At 35.6% G+C, this 16,983-nt stretch carries 11 protein-coding genes; all 11 read right to left on the bottom strand.

Translation table 11 applies throughout. From position 1 onward, the window contains the following. Positions 1-297: 297 nt before the first annotated feature. The 11 genes from P5P89_RS00945 to P5P89_RS00895 all read right to left on the bottom strand — a co-directional run bounded on the left by P5P89_RS00945 (position 298) and on the right by P5P89_RS00895 (position 16,819). Positions 298-1,854: a vanadium-dependent haloperoxidase gene (locus P5P89_RS00945; RefSeq protein ID WP_278010335.1), complete on the bottom strand. Its 1,557-nt coding sequence runs from the start codon at positions 1,852-1,854 to the stop codon at positions 298-300. A 1-nt stretch (position 1,855) separates the two neighbouring features. Further along, positions 1,856-2,761, bottom strand: a complete 906-nt coding sequence (locus P5P89_RS00940; protein WP_278010334.1) for a hypothetical protein — start codon at positions 2,759-2,761, stop codon at positions 1,856-1,858. A 43-nt stretch (positions 2,762-2,804) separates the two neighbouring features. Then, a complete protein-coding gene (locus tag P5P89_RS00935; RefSeq protein ID WP_278010333.1) occupies positions 2,805-4,253 on the bottom strand; it encodes a RagB/SusD family nutrient uptake outer membrane protein in 1,449 nt (482 codons plus the stop codon). Between the two features lie 15 nt (positions 4,254-4,268). Further along, positions 4,269-7,040 (bottom strand): SusC/RagA family TonB-linked outer membrane protein, encoded by a 2,772-nt coding sequence (locus P5P89_RS00930; protein ID WP_278011966.1) that lies wholly within the window; start codon positions 7,038-7,040, stop codon positions 4,269-4,271. Next, positions 6,986-7,417 (bottom strand): carboxypeptidase-like regulatory domain-containing protein, encoded by a 432-nt coding sequence (locus tag P5P89_RS00925; protein WP_278010332.1) that lies wholly within the window; start codon positions 7,415-7,417, stop codon positions 6,986-6,988. Before P5P89_RS00925 ends, P5P89_RS00930 begins: the two co-directional genes overlap by 55 nt. Positions 7,418-7,464: 47 nt before the next feature. Continuing rightward, positions 7,465-8,025 (bottom strand): hypothetical protein, encoded by a 561-nt coding sequence (locus P5P89_RS00920; protein ID WP_278010331.1) that lies wholly within the window; start codon positions 8,023-8,025, stop codon positions 7,465-7,467. A 9-nt stretch (positions 8,026-8,034) separates the two neighbouring features. Continuing rightward, positions 8,035-9,240, bottom strand: coding sequence for a hypothetical protein (locus P5P89_RS00915; protein WP_278010330.1), 1,206 nt, complete (start codon positions 9,238-9,240; stop codon positions 8,035-8,037). Positions 9,241-9,712: 472 nt separating this feature from the next. Then, positions 9,713-11,410, bottom strand: a complete 1,698-nt coding sequence (locus tag P5P89_RS00910; RefSeq protein ID WP_278010329.1) for an FG-GAP-like repeat-containing protein — start codon at positions 11,408-11,410, stop codon at positions 9,713-9,715. Beyond that, a complete protein-coding gene (locus P5P89_RS00905) occupies positions 11,392-13,008 on the bottom strand; it encodes an FG-GAP repeat domain-containing protein (protein WP_278010328.1) in 1,617 nt (538 codons plus the stop codon). The genes P5P89_RS00910 and P5P89_RS00905 overlap by 19 nt, the downstream gene beginning before the upstream one ends. 93 nt (positions 13,009-13,101) lie before the next feature. After that, positions 13,102-15,312 carry a CRTAC1 family protein gene (locus P5P89_RS00900; RefSeq protein WP_278010327.1) on the bottom strand — a complete coding sequence of 737 codons (2,211 nt, stop codon included), beginning with the start codon at positions 15,310-15,312 and terminating at the stop codon, positions 13,102-13,104. 31 nt (positions 15,313-15,343) lie between these two features. Continuing rightward, positions 15,344-16,819 carry a vanadium-dependent haloperoxidase gene (locus P5P89_RS00895; protein WP_278010326.1) on the bottom strand — a complete coding sequence of 492 codons (1,476 nt, stop codon included), beginning with the start codon at positions 16,817-16,819 and terminating at the stop codon, positions 15,344-15,346. Positions 16,820-16,983: the final 164 nt, after the last annotated feature.

Genomic DNA, 16,983 nt, shown 5'->3' with positions numbered 1-16,983 from the left:
TTAATGATAAATTCGGAAATAAAACCCGATTAAAGTTTTCAAAAGTAGCCGAATGACGGATATTGGAATCATACAAATCAAGCATTTTATATAATAAATGAAGCAGACTTAAATGAAAAAAAGCTAAATTTTTAAACATGCATAAAAATGCATCATCCCTGTTGTGCAGTATGAAACTTTACAGGATTTAACTTAGCAATTGATTAAAAAACGGTTTGTTTTATAAATATAAAAACCTGGCAGATGTAACGATTACCAGGTTTAATTTGGATTATGATGAATATTAAGTCAGTACTTCTATTCTGCCCCATCAGTAGCAGCCCTTGCAACGGCAAAACCGCCTACTTTTTTGCCTAATTCCAATCCTTTTTCGCAATCACTCCGGTAATGGATAGCACCATACATTCTTGAGTTTGATGCTTCTAATGCCATTGCTTCATATTCATCTTTTTTAGACGGAATAAAGTGTGACAAAACTGCACAGGCGGCAGCACTAAAAGTAGAGTGACCGGAAACATATGCCGGGAAATTAGGAACTCCTGTTGTTGTTTTAATAGAAGGATCCATTTGGCAAGGGCGTGGATTACAATAAGTGTATTTAGCATCCCAGCAGCTAATAGCAGCATCCATCATCGCAATGTTTAACAGCGCCATATTTCTTGCCCATCGGACCTCGCTGTATTGTAGCTCTACAAAAGATTCGGACGCAATAGCATTCCAGTGTCCCGGTGGGGTAGAAGTATCGACTCCGTCAGCCCAAAAACTGACAATTTCCAAATGCTTTCTGGAGTTGTCCTGACTGTATTTTTTTATTTCAGCTAATTCTTTTGCAAAAGCATCAGATTTGGTAGAAGGAGGGGCAGGAGGACGATTTGCTACAACATCAGCTTCGGTCATTAAAAACGACTTCACTTTTCCGAATAATGGAAGCATAGGTGGTCTGGCAGGAACTTCTAATGATTTCCATGGAGTTTCTCCTGTGGCAGCTGTTTTTGATTCTAATAATGCCCAGATTTCAGGGGTTCCAATTGCTGCTCCGGCACCATCTGTTGAAGCACGAGTTATAAATTTTGTGGCAACTTTCCTGCCTAAAATTATTCCGGCATCAATATCAGAACGTACATTGGCGCCACTGATTAAACGGTATAGTTTTTCTTCTTCAGCTTTTTTATTTACGTAAGCGATTTCAGTCGGAAATAATAATTTCAATAATTCGACAGTAACTCCAGTTACGACAGCATCTTCTGAAGGATAGGATGGCAAAGTACTTTTGGGAATTAGAACCTGTAAGGTTGGATCAATTACATATGGTGCGGATCTGTTGTACAGTTTTTTATAATGCCATGCTGCAATCAAAGCATCGTATTGGGCAGCACAGACATATGCATAAGCTCTCGCTGCATAAGGCGGATTAGAAAATGGAAATTGAGGATACGCAAATGGATTGGTTGCAGATGGTGCCGGATAGGTTCCGTCTTCATTTTGATAAGGCGGACGATTGTGTCTGGCTACTAATGTTCTCAAAATTTCATTCCAGCGTAAAACACTCCCGGCACTCCAATAATTGATGATTTTTTTTTGTTCATTGGTAATCTCAGCCTGAAAACTCTTGATTTCGTTTATTTCTCTTGTATATGCTGGAGTATTGGTGGCAACAGGCATATCTATTGAAAATTCGTCAGGTGTTGTTAAAAGAAAGGGTTTCCAGGTGCCTGCCGAAGCATCTGTATCTGCAGGATTTAACTTTGGAAACTGTTCATTGCGTTCCGATATTTCATCATTACACGAATATGTAAGTGTAATTAATAAAAGTATAAGGTTCTTAAAGATAATTTTTTGAATGGTATTTTTCATCTTATTTGTTTTTAAAATTAACCAGATAGAATACTCCCCCGTAAAAGGATGCTGCTTCTCCAACATTTCTGCCTTCTGTAACTACATTATAACCACCAACAATTGCCAATTCAGGAAGTTTTTTGAGCGTATATTTTGTACTTGAGCCTAATCTGAAAGCATTCATTGTATTACTTGGAAAGGGCATGTTATTTTTTGTGATATCAAAGCCTCCTGACTGCGTAATGGTATGATCAACAGTAGCCTCAGCAATTAGCCATTCAGATCGGTAACCCAATCTTAAATTGAAGTTTATAACATCTGGCATATTTACTTCATTCGTATAATGAATCTCATCTGTTAAATATGAATTTCGATCAATTTTGATATTCGATCGTTTAATGTAGGCACCTGATAAAGTGGTGAAAAAATTTCTGATCTGTACATCTCCCATCAGTCTTAAAGTTCCTGTTTTGCTCTGAAGACCTATGCTTAAGGGTAAATAATCAGCAGTATAATCACTTACAGGCATGGAATAACTTCCTAAGACAAATAAGGAATAAGTAGTGTTGTTTACTGTCTTTTCAAGAGGCATGTATTTTAAAGTCAAAACTAAATCCTGCATTCCTTTTTGACCTTTCATCGTTCCTGCTGTAGCTTTAGTTTCCAGATACGGAACGCTAAAAAGAAAGTTCAGTTTATTTGTTATACCGTAATTTCCCATAACAGCAATGCCCTGAGTAGATACTCTACCCAGATTAAGATTCTCTCTTTTAAAAGTACCTTCCCAGTATTTTTTCCAGCTGCTGTATTGATAAACGGCACCGAAACAAAAATTATGTTTGCCCATCATAATGGCATCGATATCGGTTTGTGCGCTCATGAGAAGTGGAATCATGAAAAGGCCGCACAGGTATAATTTTCTCATTTTTATATTTTTATGGTTAATTGGTAGCTTAATAGTTATATCTCTAAGGATTTGGTTCCATTAAATGGTTGGTCGATATTTCTCCGCTAGGGATTGGCCAGATATAATTGCTGCTGGTTGGCAGTACCAGCGGAGCAGTCCCAATGGAGCCTTTTTTTGCGGGCAGGGTTTGTACTTTTCTTTGTAAATCCATTAATCGGAAACCTTCTCCTAAAAGTTCAATATCTCTTTCTTTTTGTATGGTCGTAATCAGTGCTTCTTTGGTTGCAATCTCATTTTCGGGAAAAACATAACCAGGATCTGCGCGGTTTCTTACCGCTTTCAGCAATGCCTTTGATGTTTCTAAATCATTTATATGGGCTGCTGCTTCGGCATAATTAAGTAGTATTTCTGCATAGCGGATTACAGGCACATAGTCTCTAAAAGGTGCTGTAGTGACACTGAATTTTTTTAATACTTTTTGATTCGCTGCGCTTTTACCAATAAAGCTTGAGCGTATATCAGTAGCAGAACTGAATGCCGGATCACTCACAATACCTTCTGCAGCCAAAAAAATAATGGGCTGTGCTAAATAATTATAAGCCAGAGAATATTGTGCAGAAGGAGTTTCGGTCGTTGAGTTCGCGAATGGAATGGAAAAAATGGCTTCAGTTCCCGTATAGCTTCCTGCAAAAATAGCACTAAAGTTAGCTTCTAATTTTTGGGTCAAATTTCCTTCTGTATATTGAAAAGGCAGGGTAGAAGAAACGATTTTTTTAGATTCTGAGATTACTTTCTCAAAATTATTCTGAACCAATAAAACCCTTGTTTTTAAAGCAATTGCTGTACATTTTTTGGCTCTGGAAGTATTCAGTAATGGAGTAGAGTAGCTAACTGGTAAGTCTGTTTCGGCTTCATCTAAATCTTTTAGAATTTGTGTGTACACCATTTCTACAGAGCTTCGGGCCAAATCATTATTACCGGATGTATTAATTGGTGTTAATCGCAATGGCAGACCTAAAGAACTTTTATCCTGATTATAAGGTTTGGCATAGGTCTGAACCAAATTGAAATAGCAAAGGGCACGGACAAATTTGGCTTCAGCAATGTAGTTTTTCGCCAGCTCTTTAGAAATTACCGTAGTTTCATTCATTTTACTGATTAAAATATTGGATGCATTAATGGCGGTATATCCAACGGACCAGACATTATTTACAAAATCATTTGTTGATGCTACATTTTGATTCCACACAGCAGATCCGGTTGCTGCATTTCCGTCGTTTTGCCCAAACTGATCGGCACGTTGTTCATTAAAAACAATGAATCGGCCTCCGTAAAAACTTTGATTTTGCAGCTGCTTGTATAAATTATTGGTCTGTGCTAAAATTTTAGCCGGAGTGCTAAATGCAATTGATTCGGGAATGCTGGTTTCAGGCTCCGTGTCTAATAAATCGTCATTGCAGGCTGAGGTGAATAACAAAATAACCCAACTGATTAAAATATATTTTTTCATTGTTTTTGCTTTTAATTAAAATCCAATATTGAATCCCAAAGTATATACCTGGGCATTTGGCGGGACATTCTGATCTTTTCCTGAATTAATAGAGTTTCCATTGATAGAAACTTCAGGGTCAGAACCTCTGTATTTGGTAAAAGTGTACAAATTGTTGCCTTGTAAATACACGTAAATAGAGCTGAATGTGTTTTTTAGAAAAGAAGCTTCCATAGGTACATTGTATCCTAAAGAAACATTCTTCAGTTTTACAAAAGAACCATCTTCTACTTTTGAAGTACTTGAAAATGAAAAACCAGCCGAAACATTATCACCATAATACAACTTTTGGATATCTGTAATCTGTCCTGGCGTTGTCCATCTGTTTTTTATAAACTCCCCATTATTAAAATAACGCTGATCAGAATTGGTGGCACGTGTTCCGTTGTAGAGTTTGTTTCCTTGTGAGAAAGTCAAATTTACAGCTAAAACAAAATTTTTGTAGTTGAAAGTATTGTTTAATCCTCCAAACAGTTTTGGCAATGAAGGTCCTTGTATGACACCATCTTTGTAATTGTCTATTGCTGGAGCAGCACTGCCATCGAGGTACGTCCATTTTGGTGAACCAATATGATTGTACTGCACTTCTTTCCCTTCACTGTTTATGAAGATCATTTGTCCGTTTTCGGGATTTACACCTTTATTTGGTACAGCAAAAACAGACCCAATTGAATAACCTACTCTGGTCATATTTTGTACCCCAAATACACTCGGAACAAATACATCGCTTGCTAATGATGTTACTTTATTTTTAAGTGTGGAAAGATTTAGATTCACATTCCAATTGAAGTTTCTGGCAGTAACAGCAAGCGCATTTATTCCCATTTCAAACCCTGTATTATACATACCGCCCACATTTTCGTTGATGTAGTTATTCGGAATTCCGGCGGAAAGTGACTGCGGTGTTTTCAGGATTAAATCCCTGATTTTATTATTGTAATATTCGAATTCTACTGAAATACGATTGTTTAGCATAGCGAAATTCAATCCCAAATCAAGTTTTGAACTGGTTTCCCATTTTAGATTCGGATTGGCAGTTTGTGAATAACCTAACGTTGGTGCACCTCCATAAGTAGATGAATTATAAGCTCCAATAGAAGGGTAGTTTCCTATTTCGCTATTTCCTACAATTCCATAACTGGCCCTAATTTTCAAGTTATTCAGAAATCCTTTTAGTTTTGAATCATTAAAAAAAGATTCTTCGAGCAGATTCCAGCTTACAGAGCCTCCTCCAAAATTCCCGTATTTATTTCCTTCAGACAATGCAGATAAACCATCAATTCTATAGTTTAAGGTCAGGAAGTATTTGTTTTTATAATTGTAGTTTAAGTTGGTAAAATAAGATACTAAGGCATTTTCTGAAAGTTCGTTGCCAATTGGTGAAATATTGGCATAACTTCCTTGGTAATTTTTATAATAAGTGTCGGTTACATTGCTTTGTGTTGCGCCCCAGCTTTCGAAAGTGGTTTTAATTCTTTCATAACCAGCCAAAATCATCAAATTATAATCCTCATTAAAAGAATCTTTATAGGTTATGGTATTTGCCCAGTCGGTTCTTGATAAATCAGTAGCGATATTGGTTGCCACACCATTGTAAGTAGCACCTCCTCCGTGAAGTGGATTTAAAAACAACTTGTTTTCGACACCGATACTATTCAAACCAAAACTCGTTCTGAAAATTAGCTTTTTGGTGATATCAAACTCTCCATATACATTGCCTAAGAGCGATTTACTAATTGAAGTAGTCAGGTCAAGTTCCTGGACCATCGCTAAATTATAGGCATTGATTGTACCAATAATAGACGGGATATTAGCCCCATAGCCTACACTTATACCATTCTGAATGCTGTAAGATCCATCGGGATTATAAACAGGTACATTAGGAGGCAAAACATACGTCATCCTGCCTAATGGTTCATTCGTAATATACTCAGTGTTATAGGTTGATGAAGATAAAGTGTTACCGGCAACAGCACCCGTATTTGGTCCGACATTTTTTGCGTTGCTGTAAGAAAGATTCACACCTGCCCTGATAAACTTATTAAGCTCATGACTGATGTTTAATCGTGTCATGTAATTTTGAAACGTATTGTTTTTTATAAAACTATTTTGATTGGTATAGTCTAATGAAAAATAATATTGTGTCGTCTCATTTCCGCCGGAAACATTAATGTTGTGATTGCTGGAATACCCCGGTTCGTAAGCGACGTCATACCAATTTGTATTTACGGTACTTCCGTCAGCGTTTTGAGAAAGGAAAAAACCGGGTGCTTTGCCGGCATTAACGAGAGCTTCATTTTTTATCATCGTATAATCCTCAGCATTTAATAATTTAGGCAGATTGTAAGGAGTGCTTCGACTGAACCAGTTGTTGTAATTGAATCTGGTTTTACCTTTTTTGCCTCTTTTGGTGGTAATAACCATGACGCCATTTGCTGCTCTGGATCCATATATAGCAGAAGCAGAGGCATCTTTTAGTACATCAACAGAGGCGATATCATTGGGATTGATTCCTGATAGCGGATTGTTGCCAATAAATCCACCTAATGATCCGGTAAAAACAGCCACACCATCGACCACAATTAATGGAAAAAGCCCGGATGTAATGGTGTTTAAGCCGCGAACCCTAATAACAGGCGTGTTATTCAATACGCTTGTAGACTGAATTACATCTATTCCGGTTGCCTGTCCGCCTAATAACTGATCAAAACTGGTTGAAGGACGGTTCTGTAATTGTTTCGCGGAAATTTTGGAAACTGAACCTGAAAACTCAGATTTTTTTGCGACAAATACCCACTGGAAATCAGGATTTCATCTAACTGATTTGATTCTTTATTTAGTTTAACTGTCACTAAATCAAATGAGCGTACCACAATCTCATGCGTCGTATATCCGATATAACTCAGTTTTAATGTTAATGGTAATTTTTGATTTTCAATAACAAATTCACCCTCTTCGTTGGTAATAACTTCTTCAGTTTCTGACTGAACTCTTACACCATTTAAGGGTATATTATCTTTAGCATCTATAACTTTTCCTTTTATGTTTTGCTGTTGGGCAAAAAGCTGTAAAGTAAGAAAAAAGAAAAAGGGGAGCATTAATTTTAAATGTTTTTCTAATACCATATTATTAAATATTGATTTTATTTTTTTTAATTTAAATTATTCACAAGCTAGTCGATAGCTGTCCTATGCTCTAAATTTTGCGGAACATCATGTTGCTGGTTCAAAATTTCATGATTGCCTGTTTGAATTGTTGCTACAAATTTGTCCTGCTCTTTTTTCAATTTGATTGCAGCATAATAATCCTCATTGTATTTTCCGGAAATCACTAGTGCACCAGCAACCAGAACAAGATTTTTGATAATATACTGACCTGCCAGCGTAGGCTCGAAAGGGAAATTCTCAAAACAGCTCGATTTCAGAATAAAAATAGGAGTGAGGGTGGCTATCATGTGAAGTAAAAGCAAGAGGATAGTTTCTGGAATCCATTTTCTGATAAGCAGCCCTAACCCGATAAAGACTTCACAAACTCCAAGTATTGGAATGAAAAATTCAGGTTTAAACCAAAAAACGGTTTGCTCTACTAAATCACCCGCAGGACTTACTCCGAAGATTTTCAAAACGCCAAACCAAATGTAAATTGTAGACAGCGCTATGCGCATCAGATTAACACTATGCTTTCCTATTTTATCACTTAATAAGAAATAGAAAAAGTTAAAGGTAGTTTTCATAATAATACATTAATTAAGCATCGTTACTTTCATTTTTTTTCCTAAGCTAAAGCGGTAAGAATATCCTATATTCACAGAATAATCTGCGAAAGCGGCATCACCTTGTACATGAACATATTTTGAAGGATCAGTAATAACCGAATTTTGCAGATTCTGGCTGGCAATATCTGCAGCACTCTGAATACGGTTTTTCACGATATTATAAGGTATAAACAAACTAAAATTATGTTTCCCGACATGATAAGAAAAACCATATTCTATTGCGATTACATATCCTGGACGACGATAAGCTACCTGTCCTCCAAAAGCATCATAAGCAGGAATACCTTCAATTCTTCCGGCAAGGGAAACATTAAAGTTTTCCTTTTTGTCTATCCCTACAGAGACACCGGCCCTTGCAAAATATTGATCCGGACTGGCATAAATTTCATACCCTTCTAAACCTGCTTTTGGAGCCGATTTGAATGTGCCATTTGATTCTTTTGGGTTAAATAAATAATAACCGTTGGCAAATCCGTACAAGCGTCCTGTTAATTGTCTGAATACTTGTGCCTCTATAGAAATTCCAACTCCGCCGTCACCGGGCTGGATGGCCTGGTCCATTACCACACTTTTCGTTGTCCCATCTGCTTGGGGTGCATCATCCATTCTGTCATGACTTCCGGTATTTAATTTTAACCCAAGTCCCAACATTAAATTTCCTTTATGAGCTGTTTTTGGGTCAAAAAACCAGTAATTTACACTAAGTCTTGCATCTGCAATGCCTTGCGCATAAACGCTGTATCTAAGCGTATCTTTTACAGGAGATGTTTGCCTTAGGACCTGAGAACGCTCATTATGGACATAAGGCAAAGTAGCATTTATCTGGACTCTGCTGGTTATTCCATATGAAAAATTGAAATCTACCGCATGTGAATAAATGTTTACGGCATTTCCTCTCTCAACACCATTTTTGTCGTGACCACCACCCGAAGTCTGACGCTCTAATTGCTCTTCTTTGCCAACAAAATGTCTCCATGAATGAAAATAACGGTAATTTGTTCCTACCTGAAATTCACCTTCGTTTAAATTGTAAGAACTAGCAGAATTCATATAAAGTCCGCCCATTTGACGAACAGCGACACATCCCTGAGCAGAGATTTTTTGCGCAGTAAAATTGATCAAAACAAATGTTATAGAAACAAATGCAGGATATAATGATGGTGTTTTTTTCATGGCTTGATTGCTTTAATACAGTTAATAAGCATAGGATTGACAATCAGTTTTACAAATCTGACTGAACATTAAAAACAAACATGATGGGATTTATTAATCTCAATGAAGCATTACCTAACTGGTCTGTTCCTAAAAGAAGATTAAATGATTGAATATTTAGCTGTTGATTTTAGAAAAGCAGATTACTTAGTTAGAAAACATGATACAAGGAGATAGAGTGCGTATCAATTAATAGAACAGACTTGAATTATTTAACAATTGGTTAATCACAACCTTTGAGATGTTTCTATTTCGAATTTTAGAAAAACAATTCCTTACAAGATCAAAAAGAGACCTTGTAAGTATTGTTTAACTTATATATTTGAAGGTGAAATATTCTGCTAGAAGAATTTCAATTCATATTAAATCTATAAATCAATTGTCCTAAGATTTTAGCACTAATACTATCGCCTATACATCTTGTATAAAGCTTCTAATTAATTCTGATAGTTTGCAAAAATGAATTGTTTTTGGTTATCAGAAAGTAATTTTTGTCTTTTACTTTAATTTTTTCCATGTTTTTCACATCTCCAGGAGTAAAGAATCCGCTTTTAACTGCTGAAACCGGCGTGAATGCACCTTTGCCATTTCCTTTTAAAAACAAACCATGACCAGCATCGTTCCTTGGTGTTTCCACTTCAGAGTTAAACATATTGCCTGTAATTAAAGCATCAAGGTTACCATCCTTATCAAAGTCTTCAACTGCTATTTGATTGATGCAGCTAATCTGTGCCTGAATAGGTAGTTTATGGATGATAAATTTTCCATTTCTATTTTCCAGATAGATACTTGCAAAAGATTTAACTTTATAATGTAAAGCTTCTTTAAGTGATTTTTCGGTATAAACATCAACAAGTGTTGCTTGTGAAAAACTTTCGTAGTCTTTGAATTTTTTCTTGATATTTGGAATTTGCTGAGAGGAACAGCCACGCCCACGCACTGGATATTGTTTGCCATCATTATAGTAGCTTAATACAATATCTTTGTGTTTGTCATTATCAAAATCTTTTACAAAAATGTCAAAAGTTTCATTTGGAGTAGCCTGATATTTATAATTCAAACCATTGTTTCCAACAATATAATCCATGTCGCCATCTTTGTCAAAATCGCCTTGCTGAATGCTCCACCACCAGCCGGTAGTGTCATTAGTAAGTCCCATGTTTTTTGTGACTTCTCTGAAACCTGTTTTTGTATTTTGGAAAACGCGGATAGGCATCCATTCGCCAACAATAATGATGTCATCTGAATTGTCGTTATTAAAATCAGTGATTACAGCACTTGTTGCCATTCCTAAATTTATGAATTCTTTAGGTGCTTTTTTAGAAAGTTCAAATTTGGGTTGAGCTGCTGTACTAATGTTATGTAGCAAATAAGTTGTTGTGGGTGACGGATATTGCCCGGGAACCTGCCTTCCTAATACCAAAAGATCTTTTTTCCCATCTTTATCAAAATCGATTGGATATACTTTTGAACCACTGGTTATCATTGTTGGCAGTACTCCTTTTGGCGCTTTAGTAAAATCTCCTTTTCCGTTGTTGAGGTATAATCTGTCTTGTAGTTTTGGATCGTTTATCAAAAATTCGTAACCTCCGCTTACTACATATAAATCATTATCACCATCGTTATCAGCATCAAAAATCAATGACCCTGTATCTTCACTAAATTTGTCTTCCTCAAATGCCGGAACTTTTTTTTCTGTAAATCCATTTTGAGTTTGCAAAAATATTTTTCCTGTATAACCTGCAGAACCTCCAATGAAATAATCGTCAAGACTGTCTTTATTCAGATCGCCAACACAAATAGTGGGTCCGAAAGTAGACATTTTATGAGGCAGCAAGACCTGATCTTTAAAATCATCGTATTTGTTCTCTTCATGTTTAAAAACCGGAAATACACCATTTTCTGTTTTGAAAAGAGTATTTTTAGCAATTGTTTTTGCAGCTGTTTCTTCTTTTGCATCCTGTTCCTTGAAGTTTAGTGTTTGGTTTGCCTTCACATTATATAATTTTTGAACTTTACCGTTTGTCCAGACTACTTTTACTTCGTCGATAGTTTTGTCTTTTGCTAATCCAAAGTGCAATTCAGGAGCTACTGATGACTGAAAACCTCTTGTTAAAGTAAGTTCCTGCATTTGGGTTCCCTTTTTGTTTTGATGTAAACACGGTTTCCTAAACCATACGTGTTTTTTGAATTTCCTTTGAATTTTATCTTGATGTAATTATTGATTTTAGAGCTTGAATTTTCAAAAACAGAGGCATAATCATCAATATTGTTTACAACCAAATCTAAATCGCCATCGTTATCTAAGTCAACATAAGCTACACCATTTGAAAAGCCTTTGTATTCAATTCCCCATTTTTTATTAACCTGTTCAAAATGCAAATTACCTTTATTCTGAAACATAAAATTATCAATTTTCTCAGATGGAATTTCCAGAGATCTTTTAAGTAAATCATTCGGTTTTAAATTTAATGCTTCAAGTTTATTAAAGTAATCGTTATTATTAATTTCTCTTCGGGTTCCATTACTTACAAACAAATCTTTGTTTCCATCGTTGTCAAAATCAGCAAATAAAGGACCCCAGCTCCAGTCAGTAGAGGAGGTACCTGTAATACGAGATATATTTCCGAAATGTGGTATTCCGTTTTCATAAACTCCTGTATTCAGCTGCATGCAGTTGTGCATGTATTGGTAATTAAAACCGGCATCAACGACATCCCAAAAAAGTTTTGGGTTCATGCTGGACATATTCGCTTTTTTACGGCGATTGTCTTTGGCATCCATATCTACCTGAAAAACATCTAAATTTCCGTCATTGTTAAAATCAGAAATATCAACCCCCATTCCGTAGAAAGAATTATGAGACATTGCTTCTTTTACAACTTCCTTAAAAGTACCATCCTGATTATTGATGTACATGAAATCAGGTGAGTTGAAGTCATTCGAAACGTAGATGTCTGGCCAGCTATCATTATTCAAATCACCAATCGTTCCACTTAACGATAAACCATAGTTTTTTACTCCGGCTTCCTGGGTAACATTGGCAAAATGATTACCATCATTTCGATATAGATGCCCTGATTCATTATCTTTGACATGAAGCATCATCTGTACATAATCTCCGGTCGCCGAATTGAATTTGGTAGGAGGGTAGTTGGCCACAAACAAATCTAAATCACCATCTTTGTCATAATCAAAAAAGGTACCCTGAACACTATTGCCTATATCATCAATGCCATATTCTTTGGCTTTTTCTGTAAATGTACCATTACCATTATTGATATACAATTCATTGTTTTTTGGTCCAAATTTCCCACCCACACTGCAATAAATATCTAAAAAGCCATCAGCATTTACATCTGCCATAGTGACTCCTGTGTACCAGCGACTGTCACCTTCAACACCGGCTTTTTTACTAATATCTTCAAATTTCAGATTTCCTTTATTTAAGTACAGCTTGTTGGGTACCTGATTCCCTGTGAAATAAATGTCCACAAGACCGTCATTATTGATATCCCCTGTAGCGACTCCTCCTCCCAAATAAATATAGTTGTAGGTAAAGTAATTTAGGGAATCATTTTCTGTCAGATTGTTACTGAAATTAATTCCTGTGTCAGCACGGTCTAATGTAGAAAATATCACTTTATCTGATTCTTTATTGGAACAGCTGGCAAGTAATATTAAGCTTAACAGACCCAAAAAGACTGCTTTTATTTTTATATTTTTCATTTTTATAAATAATAATTTTATCATTTGTCTATTTAATGTTTGAGTAATATCACGAAGTCTAAGTTTTATATTCTTATCTTCACATATACTTATTTAAATACATATAGAGGATTTCGCTCCAGTGGTTGGGAAAACTGTTTTTTTGATATTTATTTTTGAAAAGTTTTTTTCTCCCTCTGTAATTTTAATGAATTGATTAGGCTGAATGTTTTTAAAGACTTGCTTCTTCTGACTTTTAGGCCAGGTAATTTCAATTTGATCAATAACTGTTGCCTGTCCAATTCCAATTTCCATTCTTAAAGCTGATGCCCCAAAACTACCGCCTGAATTCACTATCCTGAATACAGATCTGGAAACACCTTTTTCTTTGAAACTGACTTTTATTTTTGTTCCAATAGCTGAGCGGTTGCTGTCTATACCTTCTAACAGTAATTTTATCCATCGATTGTTATTCTGACCCGGATTCAGGTATAAAGAATTATTGAAAAAATCGCCGTTATAAGCGCCTCCAACTTCAATAAAAATATCGGTATCGCCATCATTATCCAGATCGTTAAAAGCTACGCCATGGCCTTTTTGTAAATTTCCTACACGGCCTGAAACCGTAACATCAGCAAATTTTCCATTGCCCATATTTCTGAACAGTCTGTTGGGAGTTAATGATGCGTAATCCGGATTTCCCGTTCCGAGGTACATGTCTAAAAAACCATCGTTATCAATGTCCCCAAAATTAGAACCCATTGCAAATACCGTTTTATTTAGTCCGGATGCTTTTGAAACATCTGAAAAAGTACCATTATGGTTATTGCGATACAGATACATTTTACTGCTATTATTTGGGATATTAAGTGCTTCCATAGCTGTTTCGCCTGCAACAGAGCCCATAAATTGATAACCGCAGACAAAAATATCCTGCCAGCCATCATTGTCATAATCCCAAAACCATGTTGGAAAAGTCATTACATTAATTCCGGCTAAACCTGCCTGATCTGTAACATCTGTAAAATGCGGAATGCCATTTTTGATTCCTGTATTTTTCAATAATATTTTTCTTTTATTCATTCCTGAAAGAAACAAATCAATGTCGCCATCATTGTCATAATCTGCAGAAGTTGAGCCCTTTATATAAGAAATAATATCACATTTTGCTTCCTTTGCTACATTAGTAAATGTGCCATCCTGATTATTGAGATATAGTTCTGAAGGGTAGGATTCGTTATCGGATGACTCGTTACCAATAAACAAATCTAAATAGCCGTCATTATTAAAATCATTCCAAGTACCTGCCTGGGTAGGAAATTCTGAATATAATCCGCTTTTAATCGTTACATCAGTAAAAGTACCATCACCATTGTTACGTAACAACGAGTTGGGCTGTCTGCCAAATTTACGCATCCAGGCACCTCTCATTACAAAAATATCAGTATCTCCATCATTGTCATAGTCGGCTTGCATCATACTCAGACCTCCTTTGAAACGCCCCAGTTCTGATGCTTTGGAATAATCAAAATATTTCCCTTTTTGATTATTTTGGTAATAATGCATCACTCCATCCAGACTCCAGTCAGAAGTTACAATATCCAAATAATGATCATTATTGAAATCATCAACAATAACCCCGCCTGACATATTTTTGCTTGTTATGCCAACATTTTCGGCAACATCTACAAATGGTTTTATACTATATTCTGAATTATTTTTATCCAGATCAGGTATCAGCCATTTTTTAGGAACATCTGAAGGATATCCCCCTATCGTCATATAAGCAATATTTAACAGCCATCTTGATTCGTAATCATTAGGATCTATTTCCAGTAGTTTTTTATAAATTTCAATTGCTTTTTGAGAGCCCTGTCGTATAATATGAATGCCGTTTTTCTGTATAGGCATGATACACGATTCAGTATTATGGTAATTGACACAATTTTGTCTTTCGCCCAGTCGCATATAGGCAATTGCCAAAAATTTCAAAGATTTAGGATTGTCTTTACCATCAATTTTTTTCATTCTGTTGATGGCATTTTCTAAAGTAGATACAGACTCAGTTTCTTTTCCTAGTTTCAACAATGCATTTCCTTTATTCAATTCATTATATAATTTAAAAAAACCTTCATCGGAACTTTTAATTATGGAATCGTAATAAATTACTTCTGCTTTTGAAGCAAATGGGTTATTTTTTACATTATACATCATTTTTCGTGACTCCAAAATTTTAATCATTTTATCATTCGGGTTAGAAAAATAATTACAGGACAGTACTAAAACAGAAGTAATAAATAGCAGTATTAACCGTTTAATTTTCATAATTAAAGCTTTTTAGATAGTAATTGTGCTATTATTTATTGAAGTTTTTATTTCCTATATGAAGGTTATAAAACTTCCATACTTCATGCGCTACATTTCTGCCTAATTTTAAGCCTTCAATATTATCAGATTGAATATGATAGCCTCCCATAACCCTTGAAATCCCAGCCATATTAGCTGTTTCTGTGAATGTTGGAAATTTTAATACTACAGGTTTTCCAATATTATTGGGTTCTGTCATGGCCCCTGGTTCATTCCATGTTGCAGATTCTCCGAAGGTGTCACTTCCGGTCCATAATTTTAATGCTTCGCCACAGCCTCCACTAATTGTACTGTGTCCTGAAACATAACCCGGAAAAGCAGGGCATAAAAATATATCCGGTGAATAAGGTCTCCAGTCTTGTCCTTTCATTTCTATATTTCCAAAACCAGGACCGCCCCAGGCTTTTATATTTTGATCTTTATAATAGTGATGGACCAAAGCATAAGGGCGTGCAAAATCATAAAACATTTTTGTATCCCAACAGGCTATAAAACAATCCATAGCGGTTACCTGATTGTAAAAAAACATTTTGACATCCTGATCTAAAGTATGATGATCACGTCTCGAAACATCCTGGGCAAATTTCAGCCAGTGTCCGGCCTGTTGTACAGATTTTGGTCCATCACGCATAAATTCTACCAGTGCTTTTTGTTCGTTGGTTAAATTATATTGTAAATCAAGTAGTTCTTTAACTTCATTTTTAAGTTGTTCTGAATCTAATGAAGGTGGGGGTACAGCACGAAACTGATTTCCTGATTTTAATCCGACAGGCTTAACTTTGTTCCAGAATGGAGTGGCACAGCCTGGTGCAAACTTACCGCCTTTTCCATCTGAAAAATATTTAGGCTGCCAATGAATAACATCAATCATTTCGTCTGGAGAATTGACTGGCTTGTAATTTACATAATTAAAATAGGGAGTGCCGTTCGAACCATCTTCTTCTCCATATTGATTTGATCCGTCATGTTTTCTGGCTTCAATTACAGCTTTCGCAGCTAAATTTCCTATTCCCACTGGAGTTGTAGGATCTAATGATTTATCATTTGGATCCAGCCCTAATTTAACCATAAAGTCGATAAACAATTGTTTGTCTGAAAAATAATATTCGCATAACGCATTATAAGCAGCGTAGCTAATGGCAATCTCTTTATTTTTTAAAGTCTGTTCATTAACTGGTCTTCTTTTTGTATCTTTTAAATAGACCGGAATTGCTTTTTGATCGTAACGACTCCAGGCGTCAAAAACCGCAACAAATGTGAGCCCTAAGTAGCGGGAAGTAACAGTTGGTCTTGGTTTAAATCTGTCAGTATCATTACCTGTGGCAGTGATTGCAATTTGAGACCATTTATAGGCCATATTGTTTTCTCCGGTAGGTTCATTAATTTTATCTTTAGTTTGAGCCAATAGAGGAGTGGTTAAAATACTACATAATAGTATTTTATATACTAGTTTGTGAATTTTCATTTTGGTGGTTTTATATGGTTTTTTGATAGTTTTCTTTATCAATTAGTATTAATAATTGAGAGTTGATGTTAAACCTCAAATAAACGTTTCAATCTTGAGTAGAGACTAAGATGGAATTTCAGAACATGTTTATAATCAGGTCTGTTATTATGTTTTTAACATCT

This window comes from Flavobacterium gyeonganense (assembly GCF_029625295.1).
Classification (GTDB): Bacteria; Bacteroidota; Bacteroidia; order Flavobacteriales; family Flavobacteriaceae; genus Flavobacterium; species Flavobacterium gyeonganense.
The sequence above is the reverse complement of the archived record's forward strand: the minus strand, read 5'-3'. Positions and strand labels throughout refer to the sequence as shown.

Coding starts and splice junctions, on each gene's coding strand:
- P5P89_RS00910 (WP_278010329.1), bottom strand. CDS start 11,410: ATGCAGGAACTTACTTTAACAAGAGGTTTTCAGTCATCAGTAGCTCCT.
- P5P89_RS00945 (WP_278010335.1), bottom strand. CDS start 1,854: ATGAAAAATACCATTCAAAAAATTATCTTTAAGAACCTTATACTTTTA.
- P5P89_RS00935 (WP_278010333.1), bottom strand. CDS start 4,253: ATGAAAAAATATATTTTAATCAGTTGGGTTATTTTGTTATTCACCTCA.
- P5P89_RS00915 (WP_278010330.1), bottom strand. CDS start 9,240: ATGAAAAAAACACCATCATTATATCCTGCATTTGTTTCTATAACATTT.
- P5P89_RS00900 (WP_278010327.1), bottom strand. CDS start 15,312: ATGAAAATTAAACGGTTAATACTGCTATTTATTACTTCTGTTTTAGTA.
- P5P89_RS00940 (WP_278010334.1), bottom strand. CDS start 2,761: ATGAGAAAATTATACCTGTGCGGCCTTTTCATGATTCCACTTCTCATG.
- P5P89_RS00925 (WP_278010332.1), bottom strand. CDS start 7,417: ATGGTATTAGAAAAACATTTAAAATTAATGCTCCCCTTTTTCTTTTTT.
- P5P89_RS00895 (WP_278010326.1), bottom strand. CDS start 16,819: ATGAAAATTCACAAACTAGTATATAAAATACTATTATGTAGTATTTTA.
- P5P89_RS00905 (WP_278010328.1), bottom strand. CDS start 13,008: ATGAAAAATATAAAAATAAAAGCAGTCTTTTTGGGTCTGTTAAGCTTA.
- P5P89_RS00920 (WP_278010331.1), bottom strand. CDS start 8,025: ATGAAAACTACCTTTAACTTTTTCTATTTCTTATTAAGTGATAAAATA.